We start from the raw sequence: 20,778 nt of genomic DNA, 5'->3' as shown, positions 1-20,778 counted from the left end.
CCCCCTCACGACTTCACGATGTTCTCGAAGTCGAACAGACCACTCCAGGTCAGCGGCGCCTGCTGCACCTTGGTGGACCGACCCGCATTGGAGATGTAATTGAGCACCGGGATGTCGGCCATGTCCTGCAACAGGATCGACTGCGCCTGACCGCTCAACTTGTAGGACTCCTCCGGGGTCCGCGCCGACAGCGAGGCATCGATCAGCTTGTCGAATTCCGGATTCGAATACTTGATGTCGTTGGTCGCCGAGCCCGTGTAGTACTGCGAGGTCAGGAATTCCAGCATCGACGGGTAGTCACCCTGCCAGCCGTAGCGGAACGCCTTGCCGATGGTCTCGCCGACGACCTGATCGCGAATGGTCTTGAAGGTCGGGAACGGCACCGCCACGGCATCGATGCCGAGGGTGTTCTTGATGCTGTTCGCGGTCGCCTCCATCCACGCCTGATGCCCGCCGTCGGAGTTGTAGGCGATCTCGAACCGGCCCGACCACGGCGACATGGCATTGGCCTGCTCCCAGAGCTTCTTGGCCCCGTCCGGATTGAAGTCCAGCGCATCCGAACCGGGCAGTTTGGGATCGAAACCGGGCAGGGTGGACGCGGTGAAATCGCGGGCCGGGATCTTGGTGCCGTGCCAGATGGTGTCGCAGATCTGCTGCCGGTTGATCGCCATGGAAATGGCCTTGCGCCGCAGCACGCCCTCCGGGCCGCTGAAATGCGGCACATTGGGCTGAATGCCGATGTGCTCGTTCTGCGCGGTGGGCTTGCTGATCGCGCGGTCGCCGAGGTCCTTCTTATAGGTGGCCAGCGCGCTCTCCGGCATGGTGTCCAGGGCGTCGAGATTGTCGGCGAGCAGGTCGGCGTAGGCGGTGTCGTAGGACTGGTACATCACGAACCGCAGGCCCTTGTTCTTGGGCACCCGGCCGCCGTGATAGTCCGGATTCGGCACCAGGTCGATCTTGACATTGTGCTGCCAGGCCGTGGAATTGGCGAACTTGTAGGGGCCGTTGCCGATCGGATCCTCGCCGTAGGCCTTCATATCCTTGTAGGCGACGGCGGGCAGCGGATAGAACGGGGCGAAGCCCAGCTCCAGTTCGAAGTCGATGGACGGGCGGGTCAGGTCGACGGTGAAGGTGTTGTCGTCGACCACCTTCAGGCCCGACATGGTCTGCGCCTTGGGCGGGCTGGCCGCGACGTCGTCGTAGCCGACGATCGGGGTGAACACCCAGTTCTGCAGCTGGGCATTGGTGCTCAGCGCGCCGAAGTTCCAGGCGTCGACGAACGACTTCGCGGTGACCGGGGTACCGTCGGTGAACTTCCACCCCGGCTTCAGGGTGATCTTGTAATGCTGCCGGTCGGTCGAGTCGATCGCCTGGGCGACCTCGTTGTACGCCTTACCGTCGGCGTCGTAATATTTCAGCCCCGCGAACAGCCGGTCCACCACCCGCCCGCCCATGTTCTCGTTGGTATTGGTCGGTACCAGCGGGTTCTGCGGTTCGGCCCCATTGACGGTGACCACGCCGTCGTCGCCACCGCCACCGGACGAACATGCGGTCAGCCCCAGCCCCGTACACAGCAGGGCCGCGCCGATCAGCGCTCCGAATCTTCTGAATCTCACGCGCTCAATCCGTTCTCGAGATCGTTCAGCGCCCCGGGAACGCACCGCGACGCCGCCGATACGTCACGCAATCGACATATCGGATTGCTCTGGGACAGTAGCCAGGTAAAGACAGCTTGTCACCCGATTGACCACCCGTATTCTCAATCGGCCAACAATTCCCGGGTTCGAGCGAGCAGATCGTACTGCCCGGGTAGATCGCTGCCGGACAGGTTGACGACGAAGGTGTTCGCGCCCGCCTCGCGGTAGCGGTGCAGCCGATCGGCCAGTTTCGCGGGCGGGCCGCTGACCACCAGGCGGTCGGCCTGCCGCTCGGACAGTCCGCGCGCGCCGGTCAGCGAGCGGAGGAAACCGATCACGCGGGTGTGGCCGGAATGTTCCCGTTCGCCACCGGCATTCAGGTCGGCGAAGACCGTGGTGCCGATATCGGGTGTGCGCGAGCCGGTTTCGGACGCCATGGCCGTCAGGCGGGCGGTGTGTTCGGCGAGTTGCCCCGGGGTCAGCAGCGAGGCGAGCCACCCCGTGCCGTGCTCGAGAACGCGGCGCAGGGCGCGGTCGGACATGCCGCCGATCCAGATCGGCGGCGCGGAAACCGCTGGCGCGAGCGTGATTACGGGCTCACCGGGTACGGTGCCCAGCGCGGTCGGATGGCCCGCGAACAGGTCGGGCAGGGCGCGCAGCATGACCTCGGTCCGGCGTCCGCGATCGCCGAATTCGATGCCACCGGCGGGCCATTCGTCCGGATGCCCGCCCGCGCCGATGCCGAGGACCACCCGGTCGCGGGACAGATACTGCAGGGAGGACAGCTGTTTGGCGGCCCACGCCTGCTGCCGCAGCGCGAGCAGCATGACCCCGAAGCCCAACCGCACCCGCTCGGTGACCGCGGCGGCGGCGCTGAGCGCGACCACGCTCTCCAGAAACGGTGTCGGCCCGCCCAGATGGTCGCCGACCCACACCGCGTCCAGCCCGGCCCGCTCGACATGCCGGGCCAGGGCCGGAATGTCGCCGATCGTGGCGCCGCCGGACACGAAGGTGGGCAGGGAAACACCGAGTTGCACGGGCATGGGGCCTCTTTCACGTCGCAATGCTGTCGCGACCGACCTTGCCCGCTCAACCGCGGTTGAGTTCAACTGATGCGGTGAACGACCTGGCTTCGATCCGGCAAGTCGCCGACCACTTCGCCATCCCCCTGTCGACGCTGCACTACTGGGAACGCCGCGGCCTGCTCACCCCCGCCCGCCGCGGCGGCCAGCGCTACTACGACCGAGACCAGCTCTACCGCATCGCCCTGATCCGCCTGTGGCGCTCCACCGCCCACATGTCCATCGACGAAATCGCCACCATCCTGGGCGATTCCACCCGCCCCCACAACTGGCGCGACATCGTCACCGCCCGCATCACCACCATCGAAACCACCCTGACCGAACTGGCCACCGCCCGAACCTACTTGCACCTCCTCCTCGCCTGCCCCCACGACAACGCTCTTGACCACTGCGAGGGTTTCCGAGCACAGGTGAACGATTCGCTGCTTGGATGAGGACCATGAAGATCCGTGCAGTCCTGGCCGCAGGGCTCATTGCGGCGCTGAGCTGTGGTGGGGCGGCACACGCCGATTCGACCGTCGAACATGAGCAGTTCAGCTTTCAATTCGGGGATTTCACTGCCACCGGGGAGCTGGATTATCCGACCGGGGCACGCAATGCGCCTGTCGTAGTGCTGATTCCGGGCTCCAACGCCGAGGACCTGAACGCCGACATCGGCAGCTCGCACATCTTCCTGGATATCGCCAACGACTTGACAGGGCGCGGCTACGCGGTCATGCGGTACAACAAGCGGTATGTCCGCGGACCCGGCGATGTGGACTCTGCGAGCTACTACACCAAGCTGGATCTGAACGGCATGCGCGACGATGCCGAGCAGGTTCTCCAAGCGGCCGAACATGATTCGCATGTGGACCCACATCGGGTGTTCCTGTACGGCTGGAGCGAGGGCAGTACGGTCGCGGCGGCGCTCGCGGCTGCGCACCCAGAGCTGGCGGGGACGGTATTCCAAGGGGCCGTGACGGTTCCGTGGCGGGCGGTGTTCGCGTATCAGACCGAGCAGGTGCAGGCGGCATACCTGCACCGGTTCGCGGTGAACGGGAAGTTGGGACCCGAGGAACTGCGGCGGGCCTGGTCCGGCGGCGGAGGATTGATGGCTCGTAGCGGCGTGCTCGGTGCCGCGGTCGATGCGACGGCACGAGATTTCAGCGTCCAGCCCATGTTCGACTTGAATCACGATGGCCTGTTGGATGTAGATCTCGAATACCGCCCTGTGGCAGAGCAATACACCGATGAACTCATGCGACCCGGCGGCGAGTCCATCTACGGACCCGGCCGCGCGCTACCGACGGTGCTCGACCAAGCCCCGAAGCTGACCGGACCGGTGCTGGTGCTGCAGGGCGCGGAGGACGCGAATGTCCCATCCTCCGGTGCGATTGCCCTCGACACCGCCCTACAGCTCACCGGAAACCACGACCACACCCTGCGGATGTTTTCCGGCCTCGGACACTCTCTCGGCCACACACCGGATGCGCTCGCCGACAACTTCCAGCCGATCGATCGGACAGCGCTCGACGCCCTGGCGCAGTGGCTGGACGCGCACACCCGGTGACCGCGACTACTTCTGGATGTTCTCGTAGTCGAACAGACCGCTCCAGGTGAAGACGACGTTCTTGACCTTGGTCGAGAAGCCTCCGGTGGCGACGTAGTTGAGCACGGGGATGTCGACCATGTCGCGGAACAGCATTTCCTGGGCTTGGGCGACGATTTTGTAGGCGTCCTGTTCGGTGGGGGCGGAGAGGGCGGCGTCGATCAGGTGGTCGTAGGCGGGGTTCTTGTAGTCGACGTTGTCGGTGCCGGAGGCGCTGTAGTACATGGCGGTGAGGAACTGCAGCATGGTGGGGTAGTCACCCTGCCAGCCGTAGCGGAACGCCTTGCCGACGGTGTGGTTGGTGATGTCGGCGCGCAACTGGCTGAATGTCGGGTACGAGACGCCGATCGCGTCGATGCCGAGGATGTTCTTGATGCTGTTGGCCACGGCGTCGATCCATGCCTGGTGGCCGCCGTCGGCGTTGTAGGCGATCTCGTAGCGGCCCGACCAGGGCGAGATCGCATTCGCCTGCGCCCACAGCTTTTTCGCCTCGTCCGGGTTGTAGTTCAGCACCTCCGAGCCGGGCAGGTTCGGATCGAAGCCGGGCAGCGTGGCGGCGGTGAAGTCGCGCGACGGGATGCGGGTGCCGTGGAAGATGTTGTCGCAGATCTGCTCCCGGTTGATCGCCATCGAGAGGGCCTTGCGGCGCAGCACGCCCTCCTGCCCGCCGAAGTGCGGAACATTGGGCTGGATACCGATATTGGCGCTCTGCGCGGTCGGCTTGGTGAGGGCCCGGTCGCCGAGGTCTTTCCGGTAGGTCGCGGCCGCGCTCTCCGGAATCGTGTCCAGCACATCGAGATTGCCCGCCTGCAGGTCGGCGTAGGCGGTGTCCAGGGACTGGTACATGACGAAGCGGATGCCCTTGTTCCGCGCCGGGCGGCCGCCGTGATAGTCCGGATTCGCGGCCACGTCGATAGCGACATTGTGGTCCCACTTCACGAACTTGTAGGGGCCGTTGCCGATCGGGTGATTGCCGAACGCCCGCATATCCTTGAAGGCCACGTCGGGCAGGGGATAGAACGGCGCGAAGCCGAGCCCGTCCTCGAAGTCGATGGAGGGGTGCTTCAGCTGCACGGTGAAGGTGTGGTCGTCGACCACCTTCAGGCCCGACATGGTCTGCGCGGTCGGGGTTTTCGAGTTCACGTCGTCGAATCCCACGATGGGCTCGTACACGTAGCTGTCCAGCTGGCCGTTGCTGCCGAGCGCCGCGTAGTTCCACGCGTCGACGAACGACTTGGCCGTCACCGTCGTGCCGTCGGTGAACTTCCAGTCGGGTTTGATGGTGATCGTGTAATGGATGCGGTCGGGGGTCTGGATGGACTGCGCCATCTCGTTGTGCGCCTTGCCGTCGGCGTCGTAGTACTTCAGTCCGGCGAACAGCCGGTCGACGACGCGACCGGCGTAGTTGTCGTTGAAGTTGGCCGTCGTCAGCGGATTCTGCGGTTCTCCCCCGTTCGCCAGCACGTATCCGGAGGCAGCGTCACCCCCGCCCGACGAGCATCCCGCGAGGCCCAGGCTCGTGGCCAGCAACCCCGCCGCCATCAACGCACCTAATCGTGTGAATCTCAACGCGCTCTCCCGTATTCGAGACAGTTCGAGTCGCCCGCGGCCCACCCGGGATCCACCACGGCGGGCCCAACCGAACGCCACGAAGTGAAACGGACACTAGCCAGGGCGCGGGCCGTTGTCCCGGGAATCGGACCAGAATGCGTCGCTAGCGGGCCCGCCCCCGCCCCCGCGCCGCCACCCCGCCCGCCCCGAGCAGCGTCGAAACGACCAGAATCGTCATGATTTTCACCGTCCCCAGGCCGGTCGGCGGCGGAGCGGCGCTCTCCGGCGGAGGCGGGACATACGCGGCGCGCGGCGGGACCACCACCGGCTTGGGCGGCGCCGGGGGCGGCACCGCGAGCGGCGGCGGGGGCACGGCGACGGGCGCGACGACCGGGGCGAACGGCACGATCGGTGCCACCCGCGGCGGCGACAGCTGCAGGGGACTCTCCGGCGCGGGCGGCTGACTCGGCAGCGCAAGCAGGCAGGTCAGAATGGCACTCCCGGTCGCCGCACTCCCCACCGCAGCACTCCCGAGCGCGGGACCGGCCGACCCCACGCCGACACCGGAACCCGCCGACCCCACGCCCGCGAACGAACCAGCCGGTCCCACACCCACTCCGGCCCCGGCAGACCCCACACCCACCCCGACACCGGCAGACCCGACGCCGACACCGGCACCCGCGGACCCCACACCGGCAGACCCCAGCGCCGAGCCGGACCCGCTCAATCCACTGCCGGTCAGCAGCCCCAACAGGATCATCGAACTTCCGGCGACGGCACTGCCCAGACACGCGGCCTGCACACTTCCGCTGTCGACTCCCGGCACAGCGATAGGGGTTTCGGCCGCCGCGGGCGGGCGGTTGGGCACCGAAGTGGTTGTCTTGCCCGGCGCAGGAACAACGAGTTCGCCTCCACCGGAATGATGTTCGGCAACCCGCGGCGGCGGCGAGGGCGCCAGCCGCAACGGACGCCCGAGATCGGCGCTACCGGTATCGCCCAGTCCAGCACTGCCGGTCGAATCGCCCCCTCGACTGCCTGGGGCGCTACTACCGGTCGTGCCGGTCCCGATTCTCAGAACACCACCGCCGGGCGCGGCACCGTCGGTCCCGGGGCTCGGAGCAACACCACCAGGCGCGGCCCAGCCGGTCGCACCGCCCGGGGCGGCGCTACCGGTCCCGATACCGGAGGCAACACCACCTGTCGCGGCGTCGGGCGCTGCGCCGTCCGGCCCAGCGTCACCGGCCCCTATTCCCGGACCTGCACTGCCGGTGTCGATTCCGGGTGGGGTCGCGGCGGCGGGGGCCGTGAGCAGGGCGGTGGCGAGCATGATCGCGAATGTGCCCGTGTAGCAGCGGATGTGCGGACGGGGGTGACGGGATGTCATGGGCGCACCTCGCATTCGTTCGAGAGTGGCTAGTTGATCTGCCCGTAGGCGCTCTGGGCGTCCTCGAATGCGCCGCGCGGCACCACGGTCTGGCCGGAGAAGGGGTGGTCGAGATTGTGAATCTGCAGCAGGACGGAACCGATCACCACGCCGAGCAGCGCCATCATCATGATGGTGCTGCGCGTGATCCGGAAGCCGGACAGCACCGGGCTCACCAGCACCAGGGCCGTGCCGACATACAGTGCGATCATCAGGAATTCGGGCACGCTGCGGGCGGCGTCGGCGGCGCGGTCCTGCCGCGCCTGGACCACCTGCTCGACATTGTCGAATACCTTGCTGCGCACGTCCGAGGCGCCGGAATCGGCCGACGGTATCTCGGCCACGGCCTCGGCCAGCGAGGTGAGCGTGGTCTGCGCGGCCGGGTCGAGGCGGTGCTCGCGGTCCATCAGGCTCCACTCGCGATCCAACACCTCATTGGTGTACTGCCGCACCAGGCCCTGGATGCGCTGATGGGCGGGATCGGGGAGATCGTGTGCGAGCCAATAGGTTCCGACCAGCCCCTTGGCCTCGGTAATGGTGTGGCTCTCGGCATTGTCGTACTGCTGCCAGCCGAGCACCACCACGAAGGCGACGACCGCCACGAAGAAGGTCTTGACCAGGTCGAGCACCAGCTCACCGGCGGACTCCTCGTGCGCCCGCTGCCACCCCGACGGCCAGACCCGCGCGCCGACCATGAATACGATCACCCCCACCACCGCGCCGATACCCGCTACGACTAGTTCCTGGATCATGGGCACCATCCCGGATACTGCGGCCGGAGGCTCGGACGAACCGCCCCCGAACAGCGAAAATAACTGCGGTCGTAGGGTATTCGTCGCTGCGGACAGAGCAGATACTCGCGGCGCGTAGGACAGATTCCCCTGATAATGTGACCTTCGACCCTTGACCTAGAGCTAACTCGAGGTTTTAGGGTCCTCCCCATGACCTTCACCGCCATCGAGAGCACCTACCTGACCGGGCAGCGGCTCGGTCGGCTCGCCACCGTCTCCGCCCAGGGCAAACCTCAGATCGTGCCGGTCTCGTTCCAGCTCAATGCCGACGGGACCATCGACATCGGCGGCCCGAATCCGGATGCGCGGCGGTACCACAACGTGCGGGCCAATCCGAATGTGAGCTTCGTGGTGGACGATATGACGCCCGACGATCCGGCCGAGGTCAAGCCCGGCTGGGGCCGCGGGGTCGAGATCCGCGGCGTGGCAGAGATTCTCACGGTCGAGGTGCCGCCGGTGGCGCCGGAATGGTTCGCCAAGGAGATCATTCGCATCCACCCGCGCCGCGTGCACAGCTGGCACATCGACCACGCCGCCCCCGAAGGCGAATGGCGCACCATCGCCTGATCGAGCCGTCTCAGGGTCTACCCTGATCCCCCTCATCCTCGAGAACGAATCCCACCCCGATCTCCGGCCGATACCCGTGACCGCCCGCCGCCGATGCGCGACAGTGTAAGTGGCGTATCCGGAACTGGGGCCGGAACCGTCACGACCGCTGGGACGACAACCGCGACCCGTTCGGCCGCGCGACACCACCATCCGGGTTGGTGGCGTCGAAATATCGTCCCGCCCGGCCGATTCGGCACCACCCGAACCGGCCGGGCCGACGGCCCGGTGCGTCGGGCACCGGGCCGCCGAGCCCGAAAACCGTTCGCCGCGTTACGAGTTCGCGCCGACTCGATGGCCGTCGCCACCCCCGTCCAGAATCAGCTCGGGCCTGAACGTGAAATCCGCACTGGCCGTGTCCTGCTCCGGAACGGCCATGAGCCGAACAGATCCACCGCCTCCGGAAAGCGTTCCGGACCGACCAGCCCGACCGTCTCGCGCTGATAGGCGTGCAATACACCGGCCTAGTCGAGATCCGCTGCGCTCCTCCTCGTTTCGAGCTGATACCCCACCGTGAAGCCCTGGCGCACATACCCGCCGATCACGGTGATATGACGAAGATCCGACAGGTACAGGTTCCCGGGGACACGTCAGATCCGCCTGCACTTCCACTCCGAGGATGTGTTCCCCCTACCGCGGTTGCGAGCGCCGCCGCTGCGACCGATAGCCTCACGCTGTGAACGAGCAGGACCTGCCGCTACCAGACAGCTCTGAGCTGACTGCGATCCTGCCGGGTGTTGAACACCGGCATCGATGCACGGATTAGTGGCCGCGTTCGCGCACAGGTCCTGCAGCCCGGACGCTGTGCAACGTGCGGCCGCACCCCGCTTGATGATGGTGTCAAACTGGTCGTAGACCATAAAGTGCCACAGGCGTGGGGTGGCTCTAATGACGTCGACAATCTGCAACCGTTATGCGCGGAGTGCAACGCTGGTAAAAAAGACTACTTCAAGACATTCGACCAGTTCGCCGAGCAGATCCGGCAGGCTGCCTCCTACGACGAGCCGCAGCGACGAATCGGCGAACTACTGCTGGCCTTCGGGACCGACGAGTGGATACGGTCGGACCTGCTTGCGGTCGTGGCCAATGCGAAAGAATTTCAAGAAGACTGGCACCGCCGACTACGTGATCTGCGTTTCATCGGCTGGGACTATACCCACAAGAAGCGTCGTGAAGGTGGTCGAGTGCGCAGCTACTACCGGTTGACACGATCTGCGCCGTGGCCGGACAACATCATCGCGGCGATCAGAGCCGAGGAAGTCAGCCGGAAAGCAGCAAAGCCAACTACCAGGACGACGACCCGTAGATGACTCTCAAGATGTTGCCAGCCCATCAGCATATGGCATATTTCGGCCGGACACGCCGACGATGGTTTGACTGCGACACCACATTGTACGAGCCGAAAGATGTCAGTCCGCTAGCTTAGTATCGCTCACATGTTCGGATCCGCCCTCCAGGACGTGCACAACTGCCCCCACCGCAGTCTCGACGGGCTCATGCTCCCAGATCCGGACAACCTTCCAGCCTGCATCGGCCAAGGCAGCATCTGCCGCTCGGTCACGTTCGATATTCCGGCGGAGCTTCGGTGCCCAGTACCACTCGTTGGTCGTCGGCTGTCGGCCATGTACGGGGCAAACATGCCAGAAGCAACCATCAACGAACACAGCGACTTTCCGAGCCGTGAACACGACGTCTGGCCGGACCTTCATCGAGCCGATCTCCAAGCGAAGGTCTTTGCGATAGCGGTACCCCAGCCGATGCAGTGCGCGGCGAAGCGCTACCTCCGGCTTGGTATCAGTGCGACGATTCGCTTGCATGTTCCGCGACCGACCCTCGTCGAGCGGGGCGGGGTAGAGGCCGCGTTCATGCGCCGCTCGTCGGGCTCGTTCTGCCTTGTTCTCAGTCACATCCACACCGGTTGTACGAGGAACCATGGTCTGCGGAAAGATACTCTCAACGATTGGCCCGGACGCCGCCGGCCACAACACCGAAAGGCATCGCTGTGACCGAACTCCGTGTCATCGAGATCTGTGCAGGTGCAGGTGGTCAGGCCCTCGGTCTAGAGTGCGCCGGCTTCGAGCACGAGCTTGCGATAGAGCTCGACAACAATGCCGCCGATACGCTGGAGGCCAACCGTCCCCACTGGAAGGTCCTGCGAGGTGACGTCGCTAGCACGCTGTGGAACCCAGCCGAGTATGCTCCGGCCCCGGATAGACGGCCGATCGACCTTCTAGCCGGTGGAGTCCCGTGCCCCCCGTTCTCGATTGCAGGAAAACAACTCGGAGCAAACGACGAGCGCGACCTATTCGCATGGGCTGTAGAGCAGGTCGACGTTATTAAGCCCCGAGCGCTCCTATTGGAGAACGTTCGAGGGCTCAGCATGCCACGATTTGCCGGTTATCGTCAGCATGTTCTCGATAGGTTACGAAAGTTTGGATACAGTGCAGAATGGAAACTTATCCAAGCTTCAGACTATGGCGTGCCCCAATTGCGCCCCCGGTTCATTCTGATAGCCATGCATCCCGATGACTTCGCATATTTTCATTGGCCCGAGCCAGCTGAGCGTACCCCAACAGTTGGAGAGACGCTGCACGATCTCATGAAACGCAAGAAGGTTTTCAAAAGTAGTGCCGAGCTCAAAAAATGGGTGAACCGTGCGAACAAGATCGCACCTACGATTGTCGGCGGCTCAAAAAAGCATGGCGGCGCAGATCTCGGACCCACTCGGGCAAAGCTAGCATGGGCAGATATGGGGATAGATGCCTACGGGCTACACGATGATGACAAACCATACTCACCAAACGACAGATCGATCACCGATATAGGACCCAAACTTACCCCTGAAATGGTCGCACGCATTCAAGGATGGAATGATGGCGAATTCAGCTGGAGTTTCACAGGAAAGAAGACCGCCAAGTACAGGCAGATCGGAAACGCATTCCCTCCACCGGTGGCCAAATCATTGGGACTAGCAATCGCCGCAGCGCTGAATCATAATAGGTCACCCGAAGAGGCGTCCGAGAATAGCACGAAAAAGCGGCCTCGAAAGACAGCCTCGGCACCTAACAGGCATTCAACACCTTCGAAGTCGGACCCTGTATACGAGACCCTTCGAAAAAGCCGCACGTATATGACCGCCTCGGAAATTGCACAAGCGGCGGGATTGAGACTCGAAGACTCCGAGATTGAACGCCGAATCAAGTTGATCGACCATGATTTTATCATCCATAGAGAGGAAAGCATGGACGGCACGGTATATAAGCTTGGCAAATTCCGCGCCTTCATCGGTCAAGATGACCATTCTCGACATGAATACTTCAAGTCCAACAAGTCGAAGATTAGTTGAGATTGCACTCAGCAGGTAGTGCGGCGAGAGTTCGCCGCACTCCAGCTTTCTTACCGGGTCAACCCTCCGCGGGCAACACCCGACTGCCCGCAATTGCTATTCTTCCCGGACTCCGCGATCAGGCAGATCCGGTGCAGCGCTGCTGCACAACTCATCCGGCAGAGCCCTCCGCCATCGCCGGCCACTAATCAAGGGATCAGAGCTGCTGCCCGGCACAACCCGAACAGCTATGTAGTGTTTGCGATCAGGTATGGATACTCCGAGCTGCCTGGCAAGGTGAGCATGATATCCGCTCAGAATGATAAAGCCTTCGGACTGCAGAGCGCTCCGGGCTCCTCCGTTCTTCCGGACTCGCTTCTGATCATCCAACTGCATAGCAACGGTACGGACAGCATTGCGGTGAACCAGCTTTCCTTCAGCAGCTCGGAATAGCCTATTGACTCGCTCGGTACCATAGCGGCTGTCGAAGATGTGATCAACAACAGGCGGAGGAAGCTGAAGTAAGATGTTTCCCGGCATTGGCGAATCTTTCCATAGCCACCGAATGGCTGCACGTCCGGAAGAATTTAGAGAACTCTTCTTGTCTCGATTCGTACCTTCGCGGCGATACTCGGGTTTCACCCGGATGAGGCCGAGTGAAAAACTGGCCTCAACGTCACTGCCGGTAGCCACCAGAGCCAGCTCATCGAATACTTCCGGCGGTAACATCCATCCGCCTTCTACCTGACTCCATTTAGCGTCGATCTGATGCCCCGCGATTCGATAATCGGTCGTTTCTCCTCCGGCGAACCCGAATGCTCTTTGAGCATTTATTTCGAAGAGTGTACCGAAATGAGTCTTCTCGGTTTTCATCAATTGCGACCAGCGATATCGGCCGGTCTCCGCACCATTATAGATCATATCGTAAGTATGCCGGACGACATCAGCCCATTTGCTGCCATCGGGGTCCAGTCTCCTCAGTTCTGTCGCGACTTCGTCAAGAGCCGGGTCAGTACCGTCAGGATCGTCAAAGAGGTGAGTCACATAGACAAAGTATCCAACGCGACGCCCGCTGTAGGTGTTATGACCCGCGGCCATCGCGGATGTGTATCGGTACCTCTCTACGGTAAGTGAACGGCCCGCCGCGTGGGTTCACTCGGCGGGCCGTCCTACGAAACCTTACGCGGTCTCGGTGATCGGGCGGTCGACCCAGCTCATCAGGCCGCGCAGTTGCTTGCCGGTGACCTCGATGGGGTGTTCGGCGTTCGCCTTGCGCAGCGACTCGAGTTCCTTGTTGCCGCCTTCGACGTTGGCGACCAGGCGCTTGACGAATGTTCCGTCCTGGATGTCGCGCAGGATGTCCTTCATTCGCTCCTTGGTGCCCGCGTCGATGACCCGGGGGCCGGACAGGTATCCGCCGAACTCCGCCGTGTCGGAAACCGAGTAGTTCATTCGGGCGATGCCGCCCTCGTACATGAGGTCGACGATCAGCTTCAGTTCGTGCAGGACCTCGAAGTACGCCATCTCGGGGGCGTAGCCCGCCTCGACCATGACCTCGAAGCCGGTCTTGACCAACTCTTCGGTGCCGCCGCACAGCACGGCCTGTTCGCCGAACAGGTCGGTTTCGGTTTCTTCCTTGAAGGTGGTCTTGATGACTCCGGCGCGGGTGCCGCCGATGGCCTTGGCGTAGGACAGCGCCAGGGCCTGGCCTTGACCGGTGGGGTCCTGGTCGATGGCGATCAGGCAGGGGACGCCCTTGCCGTCGACGAACTGGCGGCGGACCAGGTGGCCGGGGCCCTTGGGGGCGACCATGCCGATGGTGACGGTCGCGGGGGGCTTGATCAGGCCGAAGTGGATGTTGAGGCCGTGGCCGAAGAACAGGGCGTCGCCGTCCTTCAGGTGCGGCTCGATGTCGCCCGAGAAGATCGACGCCTGCGCGGTGTCGGGGGCGAGCAGCATGATGACGTCGGCCCACTCGGCGACCTCGGCGGGGGTGCCGACGGTGAGACCGGCCTCCTCGGCCTTCTCGCGCGACTTCGAGCCCTCCTTGAGGCCGACGCGGACCTCGGCGCCGGAGTCACGCAGGCTCAGCGAGTGCGCGTGTCCCTGGGAGCCGTAGCCGATGACGGCGACCTTGCGACCCTGGATGATCGACAGGTCGGCATCGTCGTCGTAGAACATCTCGACTGCCACTGTGGTTGTGTCCCTTCTCTATTGGAAATTTCTCGGTTCTCCAGGCGCGGCACGGAGTCTTTGGGGGCAGGTTAGCGCGTAGCAGTTATGGACTTGGGTCCGCGTCCGACCGCCACCACGCCCGACTGCACGATTTCCCGGATCCCGTACGGCTCCATCATTCGCAGCAGCGCGTCGAGCTTGGAGCGGGTGCCGGTGGCCTCGATGGTGAGGGCGTCCGGGGAGACGTCGATCACCTTGGCGCGGAACAGGTTCACCGATTCGATGACCTGGGTGCGCACGCTGGCGTCGGCGCGCACCTTCACCAGGATCAGTTCGCGGGCCACCGAGCTGTCGGAGTCCTGCTCCACGATCTTGATGACATTGACCAGCTTGTTCAGCTGCTTGGTGACCTGCTCGAGCGGCAGGTCGTCGACCGTCACGACGATGGTCATCCGCGAGACGTCCTTGACCTCGGTGCCGCCGACCGCGAGCGACTCGATATTGAACCCGCGGCGGGAGAACAGGCTCGCCACCCGGGCCAGCACGCCCGGCTTGTCCTCGACGAGGACGCTCAGGGTGTGGGTGGTGCTCATCTACTCGGTTCCCTTCCGCTCGTGCTCCGATTTCGCCCGATCGTGCACCATGGCCTCGTGGATGACGGCGGGCTCGGCGGCCGACTCGTCGTCGTCGAACAGCGGGCGGATGCCGCGGGCGGCCATGATCTCGTCGTTGGAGGTGCCGGCGGCGACCATCGGCCACACCTGCGCGTCCTTGCCGACGATGAAGTCGATCACCACGGGACGGTCGTTGATGGACTGCGCCTCGCGGATGGCGGCCTCCACGTCCTCCTCGCGCTCCACCCGAATCCCGTGGCAGCCCAGGGCTTCCGCCAGCTTCACGAAGTCGGGGATGCGCAGGGTGTGGGTGCCCAGATCGGTGTTGGAGTAGCGCTGCTCGTAGAACAGCGTCTGCCACTGCCGGACCATGCCCAGGTTGCCGTTGTTGATCAGCGCGACCTTGATCGGCACGCCCTCCACGGCGCAGGTGGCCAGCTCCTGATTGGTCATCTGGAAGCAGCCGTCGCCGTCGACCGCCCACACCTCCTTGTCGGGTGCGCCCATCTTGGCGCCCATGGCGGCCGGGACGGCGTAGCCCATGGTGCCCAGACCACCGGAATTCAGCCAGGTGCGCGGCTTCTCGTACTTGATGAACTGCGCGGCCCACATCTGATGCTGGCCGACGCCGGCGCAGTAGATGGCGTCCGGCCCGGCGAGCTGCCCCAGCTTCTCGATGACGAACTCCGGCGACAGCGAACCGTCCGACGGCGGGGTCCAGCCCAGCGGGTAGCTCTTGCGGACGCCGTCGAGGTAGCTCCACCACTCCGAAAGATTCAGCAGCGGAGCGCCTTTCGAGGCCGGGTCGGCCTTGAGGGTCTCGATCAGCTCGGCGATCACCTCGCGGCAGTCGCCCACGATCGGGACATCGGCGTGCCGGTTCTTGCCGATCTCCGCCGGATCGATGTCGGCGTGAATCACCTTGGCGCCCGGGGCGAACGAGTCCAGCTGGCCGGTCACCCGGTCGTCGAAGCGCGCGCCCAGGGTGACGAGCAGATCCGAACGCTGCAGTGCCGCAACGGCTCCCACGGTGCCGTGCATGCCGGGCATGCCCATGTTCAGGGTGTGGCTGTCGGGGAACGCGCCGCGGGCCATCAGCGTGGTGACGACCGGGATGCCGGTCAGCTCGGCCAGTTCCAGCAGTTCCTTGGACGCCTCGGCCTTGATCACGCCGCCGCCGACGTAGAGAACCGGGGACTTGGCCTCCAGGATCATCCGGGCGGCCTCGCGGACCTGCTTGCCGTGCGGCTTGGTCACCGGGCGGTAGCCGGGCAGGCGCATCTCCGGCGGCCAGCTGAAGGTGGTCTGCGCCTGCAGCACGTCCTTGGGGATGTCGACCAGCACCGCGCCCGGGCGGCCGGTGGCGGCCAGGTGGAACGCCTCGGCGATCGTGCGCGGGATCTCGAGCGGGTCGTTGACCAGGAAGTTGTGCTTGGTGATCGGCATGGTGATGCCGGAGATGTCGGCCTCCTGGAAGGCGTCGGTGCCGATCAGGCCGCGGCCGACCTGGCCGGTGATGGCCACCAGCGGCACCGAATCCATCTGGGCGTCCGCGATGGGGGTGACCAGATTGGTCGCGCCCGGGCCGGAGGTCGCCATGCACACGCCGACCTTGCCGGTGGCCTGCGCGTACCCGGTGGCCGCGTGGCCCGCGCCCTGCTCGTGCCGGACCAGCACGTGCCGCACCCGCGTGGAATCGAAGAGCGGGTCGTAGACGGGAAGAATCGCGCCGCCCGGAATACCGAAGACCGTGTCGACACCGAGCTCCTCGAGGGTCCGGATGACCGACTGCGCGCCGGTGACCCGCTCGGGCGGGACCTGGCGACGGTTCGGGGTCGCGGCGGACGCCGCGGGTGTCGGCTGATTCGCCGAAGGCGCCGGCCTGCGGGCCGAGGGCCCGGGCCGAGTGGTGGGTGCGCTCACCGTCTGGATCCTTACTGCTTGTCGTTCTCGCTCACGGAACTTGCCTGAACATAAAAAATCCCCCGACAGCCGATGGCTGATCGAGGGTGGCGCGTCGCAGCTGCGAGCTTGACGTAGTCGACTGGTATGTCGTCAGGCTCAGCGCTGGACGCGCCGGCCGATTACGAGAAGCTCGATTCGATTCACGTGCACGACGGTATGTGCGCGAGAGTCGGTCCGTCAAATATTTTGACATTGCAGTCCCATTATGTGAGACGGGGCGGGTAGGTCTGTCTACTTACCGTGATGCGAGGATGGGGGTGTGTCATCGTCGCATCAGTCCGTGCCACCTGCTCGATCGTCCCACACGGCCAAGACGGGAGCGGAAACGGGTCGTGTGATCCGCATCCCCCGGCTCGGTCATATCGGCGTGCTCATCCTGTTGTTCTGCGTGGCGTTCCCGTTCTTCGGGTGGCCGAAGGTGCTGTGGGTGCTGTTCGTGATCCCCGCCGCGGTGGCGCTGTGGATCGAGCGCTCCCGCACCACGGCGTCGGAAACCGGGCTCGACCTGCGGACCGCCTTCGGCTCCCGGCACCTGGACTGGGCGCAGATCAAGGGCCTGCGCATCCCGAAGCGGGGATTCGTGCGCGCCCACCTCGCCGACGAGTCCGAGGTGACGCTGCCCGCGGTGAGTTACGACCGGCTGCGGGATCTGATCGCGGCGTCGAACGGGCGCATTCCGGATCTGTTCGCGGAGCCGGAGGCGGACAAGCCCGACGCCGCGGACTGAGCGGCGGCCTCGGGGAATACAACGCGGAGTGCGTAGGCTGTAAAAAGACGTCGATGACCACGTTGTGCCGACCGCGAGGAACATGAATCGCGATTTCCCACCGGCACGCTGGAGGCTCCGCATCCGGGAGTACCGTGGAATGGCCGCCGAGCACCCTCGGCGCAGGTCGCTACCAGCCCCGCGACGAGATCCTGAGGACCCATAACCCATGCCACCGCTTCGTTCCCGAACCACGACCGCCGGACGCAATGCCGCGGGCGCTCGCGCCCTCTGGCGCGCGACCGGGCTCACCGACTCCGATTTCGGCAAACCGATTGTCGCCATTGCGAACTCCTACACGCAGTTCGTGCCGGGGCACGTGCACCTGAAGAACGTCGGCGAGATCGTGGCCGAGGCCGTCCGGGCGGCGGGCGGCGTGGCGCGCGAGTTCCACACCATCGCGGTCGACGACGGCATCGCCATGGGCCACGGCGGCATGCTGTACTCGCTGCCCAGCCGCGAGATCATCGCCGATTCGGTGGAGTACATGGTCAATGCGCACACCGCCGACGCGCTGGTGTGCATCTCCAACTGCGACAAGATCACCCCGGGCATGCTGAACGCCGCGATGCGGCTCAACATCCCGACGGTGTTTGTCTCCGGTGGCCCGATGGAGGCCGGTAAGGCGGTGGTGGTCGGCGGTGTCGCACAGGCCCCGACCGATCTGATCACCGCCATCTCGGCCAGCGCCTCCAGCCAGGTCAGCGACGAGGGCCTCACCGAGGTCGAGCGCAGCGCGTGCCCGACCTGCGGTTCGTGTTCGGGCATGTTCACCGCCAACTCGATGAACTGCCTGACCGAGGCGCTGGGCCTGGCGCTGCCGGGCAACGGCTCCACCCTCGCCACCCACGCCGCGCGCCGGGCGCTGTTCGAGCGGGCCGGGACCACCGTCGTGGACATCGCCAACCGCTGGTACCGCGACGACGATGCGTCGGTGCTGCCGCGAAACGTGGCCGACGCCAAGGCATTCCGCAATGCGATGGCGCTGGACGTGGCCATGGGCGGCTCCACCAACACCGTGCTGCACACCCTCGCCGCCGCGCAGGAGGGCGAGGTCGACTTCACCCTCGACACCATCGACGAGATCTCACGCCGGGTGCCGTGCCTGGCGAAGGTCTCCCCCAACTCCGACTATCACATGGAGGACGTGCACCGGGCGGGCGGCATCCCCGCCATCCTCGGCGAGCTGCGCCGGGCGGGCCTGCTGGAGACCGACGTCACCACCGTGCACACCCGCACCCTCGACGAATGGCTCGACGCCTGGGACATCCGCTCCGGCAAGGCATCCGACGAGGCGCTGCGGCTGTTCCACGCCGCGCCGGGCGGGGTGCGCACCACGGAGCCGTTCTCCACCGACAACCGGTGGTCGTCGCTGGACACCGATGCCGAGTCCGGGTGCATCCGCGATATCGCGCACGCCTACACCGTCGAGGGCGGGCTGTGCGTGCTGCGGGGCAATATCGCCCCGGACGGCGCGATCCTCAAGACCGCCGGTATCGACGAGGACCTGTTCACCTTCGAGGGCCCGGCCGTGGTGGTCGAGTCGCAGGAGGAGGCGGTGTCGAAGATCCTCGGCAAACAGATCGAGCCCGGCGATGTGGTCGTGGTCCGCTACGAGGGTCCCTCCGGCGGGCCGGGCATGCAGGAGATGTTGCACCCCACCGCCTTCCTGAAGGGCGCGGGCCTGGGCAAGGTGTGCGCGCTGATCACCGACGGGCGCTTCTCCGGCGGCACCTCGGGCCTGTCGATCGGACACATCTCGCCCGAGGCGGCCAGCGGCGGCACCATCGGCCTGATCGAGAACGGCGACCGCATCCGCGTGGACGTGCACACCCGCGCCCTCGAATTGCTGGTCCCCGACGAGGTTCTGGCCGAGCGCCGCGCCAAAATGGAAGCGTCCGAACGCCCTTGGCAGCCCGCCCACCGAGACCGACCGGTGACCACGGCCCTGCGAGCATACGCGGCACTGGCAACCTCGGCGGACAAGGGAGCCGTCCGCCGGGTGCCGTAGTTGTGACGTTGAAAGCCGGGATCCTACAACGGATCCCGGCTTTCTCTATGTGATTCCGGCGTCGCTTACACCACCTGATCCCGGCACTTGCACCGTCGATCCCGGCGTCGCTTACACCACTGATCCCGGCACCGCTCACACCACCGATCCCGGCACCGCTCACACCACCGATCCCCGCATCGCTTACACCACTGATCCCGGCGTGCTTTTGGCCGGGATCTCGCGAGGTCCCGGCCAAAAGCACGCCGGGACCCGGGGGGGAAGTTCCCAGTTTGCGTAACGAATGGTGTTGGGGCTCAGTCGAAGATGCCGGTGAAAGGGTTGCCGCCGTGGAGGTAGATCCAGCTGACCGTGGCCGCTATCAGGGCTAGGACGAGGGCCGTCACCGAGCCCCACATCGGGCGGGTGGCCCAGCCGCGGTTGCGGTCGAAGGCCAGGCGGCCGGGGCCGGTGAGGATGAGGGTGGCGGCCAGGCCCGCGAGGATGGACTCCAATTCCACCGGCTTGTACTGGAATCCGGGCGCCATGCCCTGTTTCCACAGCCACGCGTCGGTGATGGAGGCGAGCACCGCGCCCGCCGCCAGCGGGGTGGCCAGGCCGAGCACGATGAGCGCGCCGCCGCCGACCTCCGCGACGGAGAGCATGGCGGTGGACAGTTCGCCGTGCTTCCAGCCGCCCTGCTCCAGCATCGCCCGGGTCTGGTCCAGGCCCGGACCGTGGAACCAGCCCGCCAGCTTCTGCAGGCCGTGGTAGAGGAAGGTCAGGCCGACCACCAGGCGAAGCGCGAGCAGGCCCAGATCCAGTGTGCCGCGCCGATAGTCGCCGCGGCGACGGAGCCCGCCCTCGCCCGCGGCGGGGGCGGGCGGGATGCTGGCGAACGCGTAGGCGGGGGTGACCGGTTCGGTCGGCTCCTCCGCCGGGCGGTTCGCGATCGGCTCGGTCCGCTCGCCGACGCCCGGAACCTCGGGGTCGAGACCTAATTCGTCCTCGGTGCGCGGAACATTCTCGCCCACCCCGGATTTCACCACGGGGATCTCGCCGGTCGGACTGTCGTAGGGGCTCGGCGCCGCCTGACCGGAGACGACGGGCTGCGTGCGCGGCGGCGTCGGCTCCGATGATTCGTTCGGCTTGTCGGTCACCCGGTCAGAGTAAGGCTGGTGGGCGGTCCGCGCGGGGTGCGTCAACGGCGTGTCCGAGCTACCGGGCGCGCCGCGCCAACCCCGTGCGAGCGCCTGCGACACTAT

18 protein-coding genes are annotated in these 20,778 nt (G+C 65.4%); 7 read left to right on the top strand and 11 right to left on the bottom strand.

All coding sequences use genetic code 11. The features are described 5' to 3' along the window. Positions 1-5 precede the first annotated feature (5 nt). Together HPY32_RS32145 and HPY32_RS32140 are read right to left on the bottom strand one after the other, a co-directional pair. The gene (locus HPY32_RS32145) at positions 6-1,616 is read right to left on the bottom strand and encodes a peptide ABC transporter substrate-binding protein (RefSeq protein ID WP_231951325.1); all 1,611 of its coding nucleotides are present in this window, start codon (positions 1,614-1,616) and stop codon (positions 6-8) included. 143 nt (positions 1,617-1,759) lie between these two features. Then, positions 1,760-2,680, bottom strand: coding sequence for an LLM class flavin-dependent oxidoreductase (locus HPY32_RS32140; RefSeq protein ID WP_067578496.1), 921 nt, complete (start codon positions 2,678-2,680; stop codon positions 1,760-1,762). Between the two features lie 74 nt (positions 2,681-2,754). Here HPY32_RS32140 and HPY32_RS32135 point away from each other — a divergent pair, with 74 nt between their 5' ends. Continuing rightward, entirely contained in the window at positions 2,755-3,153 is a 399-nt protein-coding gene (locus HPY32_RS32135) for a MerR family transcriptional regulator (protein WP_067578494.1), read from the top strand. 5 nt (positions 3,154-3,158) lie between these two features. Continuing rightward, positions 3,159-4,268 (top strand): alpha/beta hydrolase family protein, encoded by a 1,110-nt coding sequence (locus HPY32_RS32130; RefSeq protein ID WP_067578492.1) that lies wholly within the window; start codon positions 3,159-3,161, stop codon positions 4,266-4,268. Positions 4,269-4,274: 6 nt separating this feature from the next. On the opposite strand, the gene HPY32_RS32125 is transcribed toward HPY32_RS32130, so the two are convergent. The 3 genes from HPY32_RS32125 to HPY32_RS32115 form a co-directional block, all read right to left on the bottom strand. Continuing rightward, on the bottom strand, positions 4,275-5,849 hold the full coding sequence (locus HPY32_RS32125; protein ID WP_067578490.1) for a peptide ABC transporter substrate-binding protein: 1,575 nt from the start codon (positions 5,847-5,849) through the stop codon (positions 4,275-4,277). Between the two features lie 172 nt (positions 5,850-6,021). Continuing rightward, positions 6,022-6,726, bottom strand: a complete 705-nt coding sequence (locus HPY32_RS32120; protein WP_171983137.1) for a hypothetical protein — start codon at positions 6,724-6,726, stop codon at positions 6,022-6,024. 545 nt (positions 6,727-7,271) lie between these two features. Further along, a complete protein-coding gene (locus tag HPY32_RS32115; protein WP_067584538.1) occupies positions 7,272-8,033 on the bottom strand; it encodes a bestrophin-like domain in 762 nt (253 codons plus the stop codon). A 189-nt stretch (positions 8,034-8,222) separates the two neighbouring features. Here HPY32_RS32115 and HPY32_RS32110 point away from each other — a divergent pair, with 189 nt between their 5' ends. Then, positions 8,223-8,639 carry a PPOX class F420-dependent oxidoreductase gene (locus HPY32_RS32110; RefSeq protein ID WP_067578486.1) on the top strand — a complete coding sequence of 139 codons (417 nt, stop codon included), beginning with the start codon at positions 8,223-8,225 and terminating at the stop codon, positions 8,637-8,639. 776 nt (positions 8,640-9,415) lie between these two features. Beyond that, on the top strand, positions 9,416-9,988 hold the full coding sequence (locus HPY32_RS32105) for an HNH endonuclease (protein WP_216676401.1): 573 nt from the start codon (positions 9,416-9,418) through the stop codon (positions 9,986-9,988). A gap of 99 nt (positions 9,989-10,087) precedes the next feature. Here the strand turns inward: HPY32_RS32105 and HPY32_RS32100 are convergent, their stop codons facing one another. Continuing rightward, complete coding sequence (locus HPY32_RS32100) at positions 10,088-10,495, bottom strand: very short patch repair endonuclease (protein ID WP_228787810.1); 408 nt, start codon at positions 10,493-10,495, stop codon at positions 10,088-10,090. A 185-nt stretch (positions 10,496-10,680) separates the two neighbouring features. Between HPY32_RS32100 and HPY32_RS32095 the strand changes: the two genes are divergently transcribed. Further along, the gene (locus tag HPY32_RS32095) at positions 10,681-12,024 is read left to right on the top strand and encodes a DNA cytosine methyltransferase (protein WP_067578484.1); all 1,344 of its coding nucleotides are present in this window, start codon (positions 10,681-10,683) and stop codon (positions 12,022-12,024) included. Between the two features lie 96 nt (positions 12,025-12,120). Here the strand turns inward: HPY32_RS32095 and HPY32_RS32090 are convergent, their stop codons facing one another. From HPY32_RS32090 to HPY32_RS32075, 4 genes are all read right to left on the bottom strand, one after another. Then, complete coding sequence (locus HPY32_RS32090; protein WP_231951324.1) at positions 12,121-13,047, bottom strand: NaeI family type II restriction endonuclease; 927 nt, start codon at positions 13,045-13,047, stop codon at positions 12,121-12,123. A gap of 135 nt (positions 13,048-13,182) precedes the next feature. Then, positions 13,183-14,196 (bottom strand): ketol-acid reductoisomerase, encoded by a 1,014-nt coding sequence (gene ilvC / locus HPY32_RS32085; protein WP_067578482.1) that lies wholly within the window; start codon positions 14,194-14,196, stop codon positions 13,183-13,185. Between the two features lie 71 nt (positions 14,197-14,267). Further along, positions 14,268-14,771, bottom strand: a complete 504-nt coding sequence (gene ilvN / locus HPY32_RS32080; protein ID WP_067578480.1) for an acetolactate synthase small subunit — start codon at positions 14,769-14,771, stop codon at positions 14,268-14,270. After that, on the bottom strand, positions 14,772-16,715 hold the full coding sequence (locus HPY32_RS32075) for an acetolactate synthase large subunit (protein ID WP_067578478.1): 1,944 nt from the start codon (positions 16,713-16,715) through the stop codon (positions 14,772-14,774). Positions 16,716-17,091: 376 nt separating this feature from the next. Here HPY32_RS32075 and HPY32_RS32070 point away from each other — a divergent pair, with 376 nt between their 5' ends. Continuing rightward, positions 17,092-17,484, top strand: a complete 393-nt coding sequence (locus HPY32_RS32070; protein ID WP_067578476.1) for a PH domain-containing protein — start codon at positions 17,092-17,094, stop codon at positions 17,482-17,484. Positions 17,485-17,692: 208 nt separating this feature from the next. Then, entirely contained in the window at positions 17,693-19,534 is a 1,842-nt protein-coding gene (gene ilvD / locus HPY32_RS32065) for a dihydroxy-acid dehydratase (RefSeq protein ID WP_067578474.1), read from the top strand. Between the two features lie 296 nt (positions 19,535-19,830). Here the strand turns inward: ilvD and HPY32_RS32060 are convergent, their stop codons facing one another. Beyond that, entirely contained in the window at positions 19,831-20,673 is an 843-nt protein-coding gene (locus HPY32_RS32060) for a DoxX family protein (protein ID WP_067578472.1), read from the bottom strand. Positions 20,674-20,778 lie beyond the last annotated feature (105 nt).

The sequence above is a fragment of the Nocardia terpenica genome (genome assembly GCF_013186535.1).
Taxonomy (GTDB): domain Bacteria; phylum Actinomycetota; class Actinomycetes; order Mycobacteriales; family Mycobacteriaceae; genus Nocardia; species Nocardia terpenica.
The sequence above is the reverse complement of the archived record's forward strand: the minus strand, read 5'-3'. Positions and strand labels throughout refer to the sequence as shown.

Bases quoted from the DNA above. Each gene is read 5' to 3' on its own strand.
- ilvD (WP_067578474.1), top strand. From the start codon at position 17,693: ATGCCACCGCTTCGTTCCCGAACCACGACCGCCGGACGCAATGCCGCG.
- HPY32_RS32125 (WP_067578490.1), bottom strand. From the start codon at position 5,849: ATGGCGGCGGGGTTGCTGGCCACGAGCCTGGGCCTCGCGGGATGCTCG.
- HPY32_RS32115 (WP_067584538.1), bottom strand. From the start codon at position 8,033: ATGATCCAGGAACTAGTCGTAGCGGGTATCGGCGCGGTGGTGGGGGTG.
- ilvN (WP_067578480.1), bottom strand. From the start codon at position 14,771: ATGAGCACCACCCACACCCTGAGCGTCCTCGTCGAGGACAAGCCGGGC.
- HPY32_RS32130 (WP_067578492.1), top strand. From the start codon at position 3,159: ATGAAGATCCGTGCAGTCCTGGCCGCAGGGCTCATTGCGGCGCTGAGC.
- HPY32_RS32140 (WP_067578496.1), bottom strand. From the start codon at position 2,680: ATGCCCGTGCAACTCGGTGTTTCCCTGCCCACCTTCGTGTCCGGCGGC.
- HPY32_RS32110 (WP_067578486.1), top strand. From the start codon at position 8,223: ATGACCTTCACCGCCATCGAGAGCACCTACCTGACCGGGCAGCGGCTC.
- HPY32_RS32100 (WP_228787810.1), bottom strand. From the start codon at position 10,495: ATGCAAGCGAATCGTCGCACTGATACCAAGCCGGAGGTAGCGCTTCGC.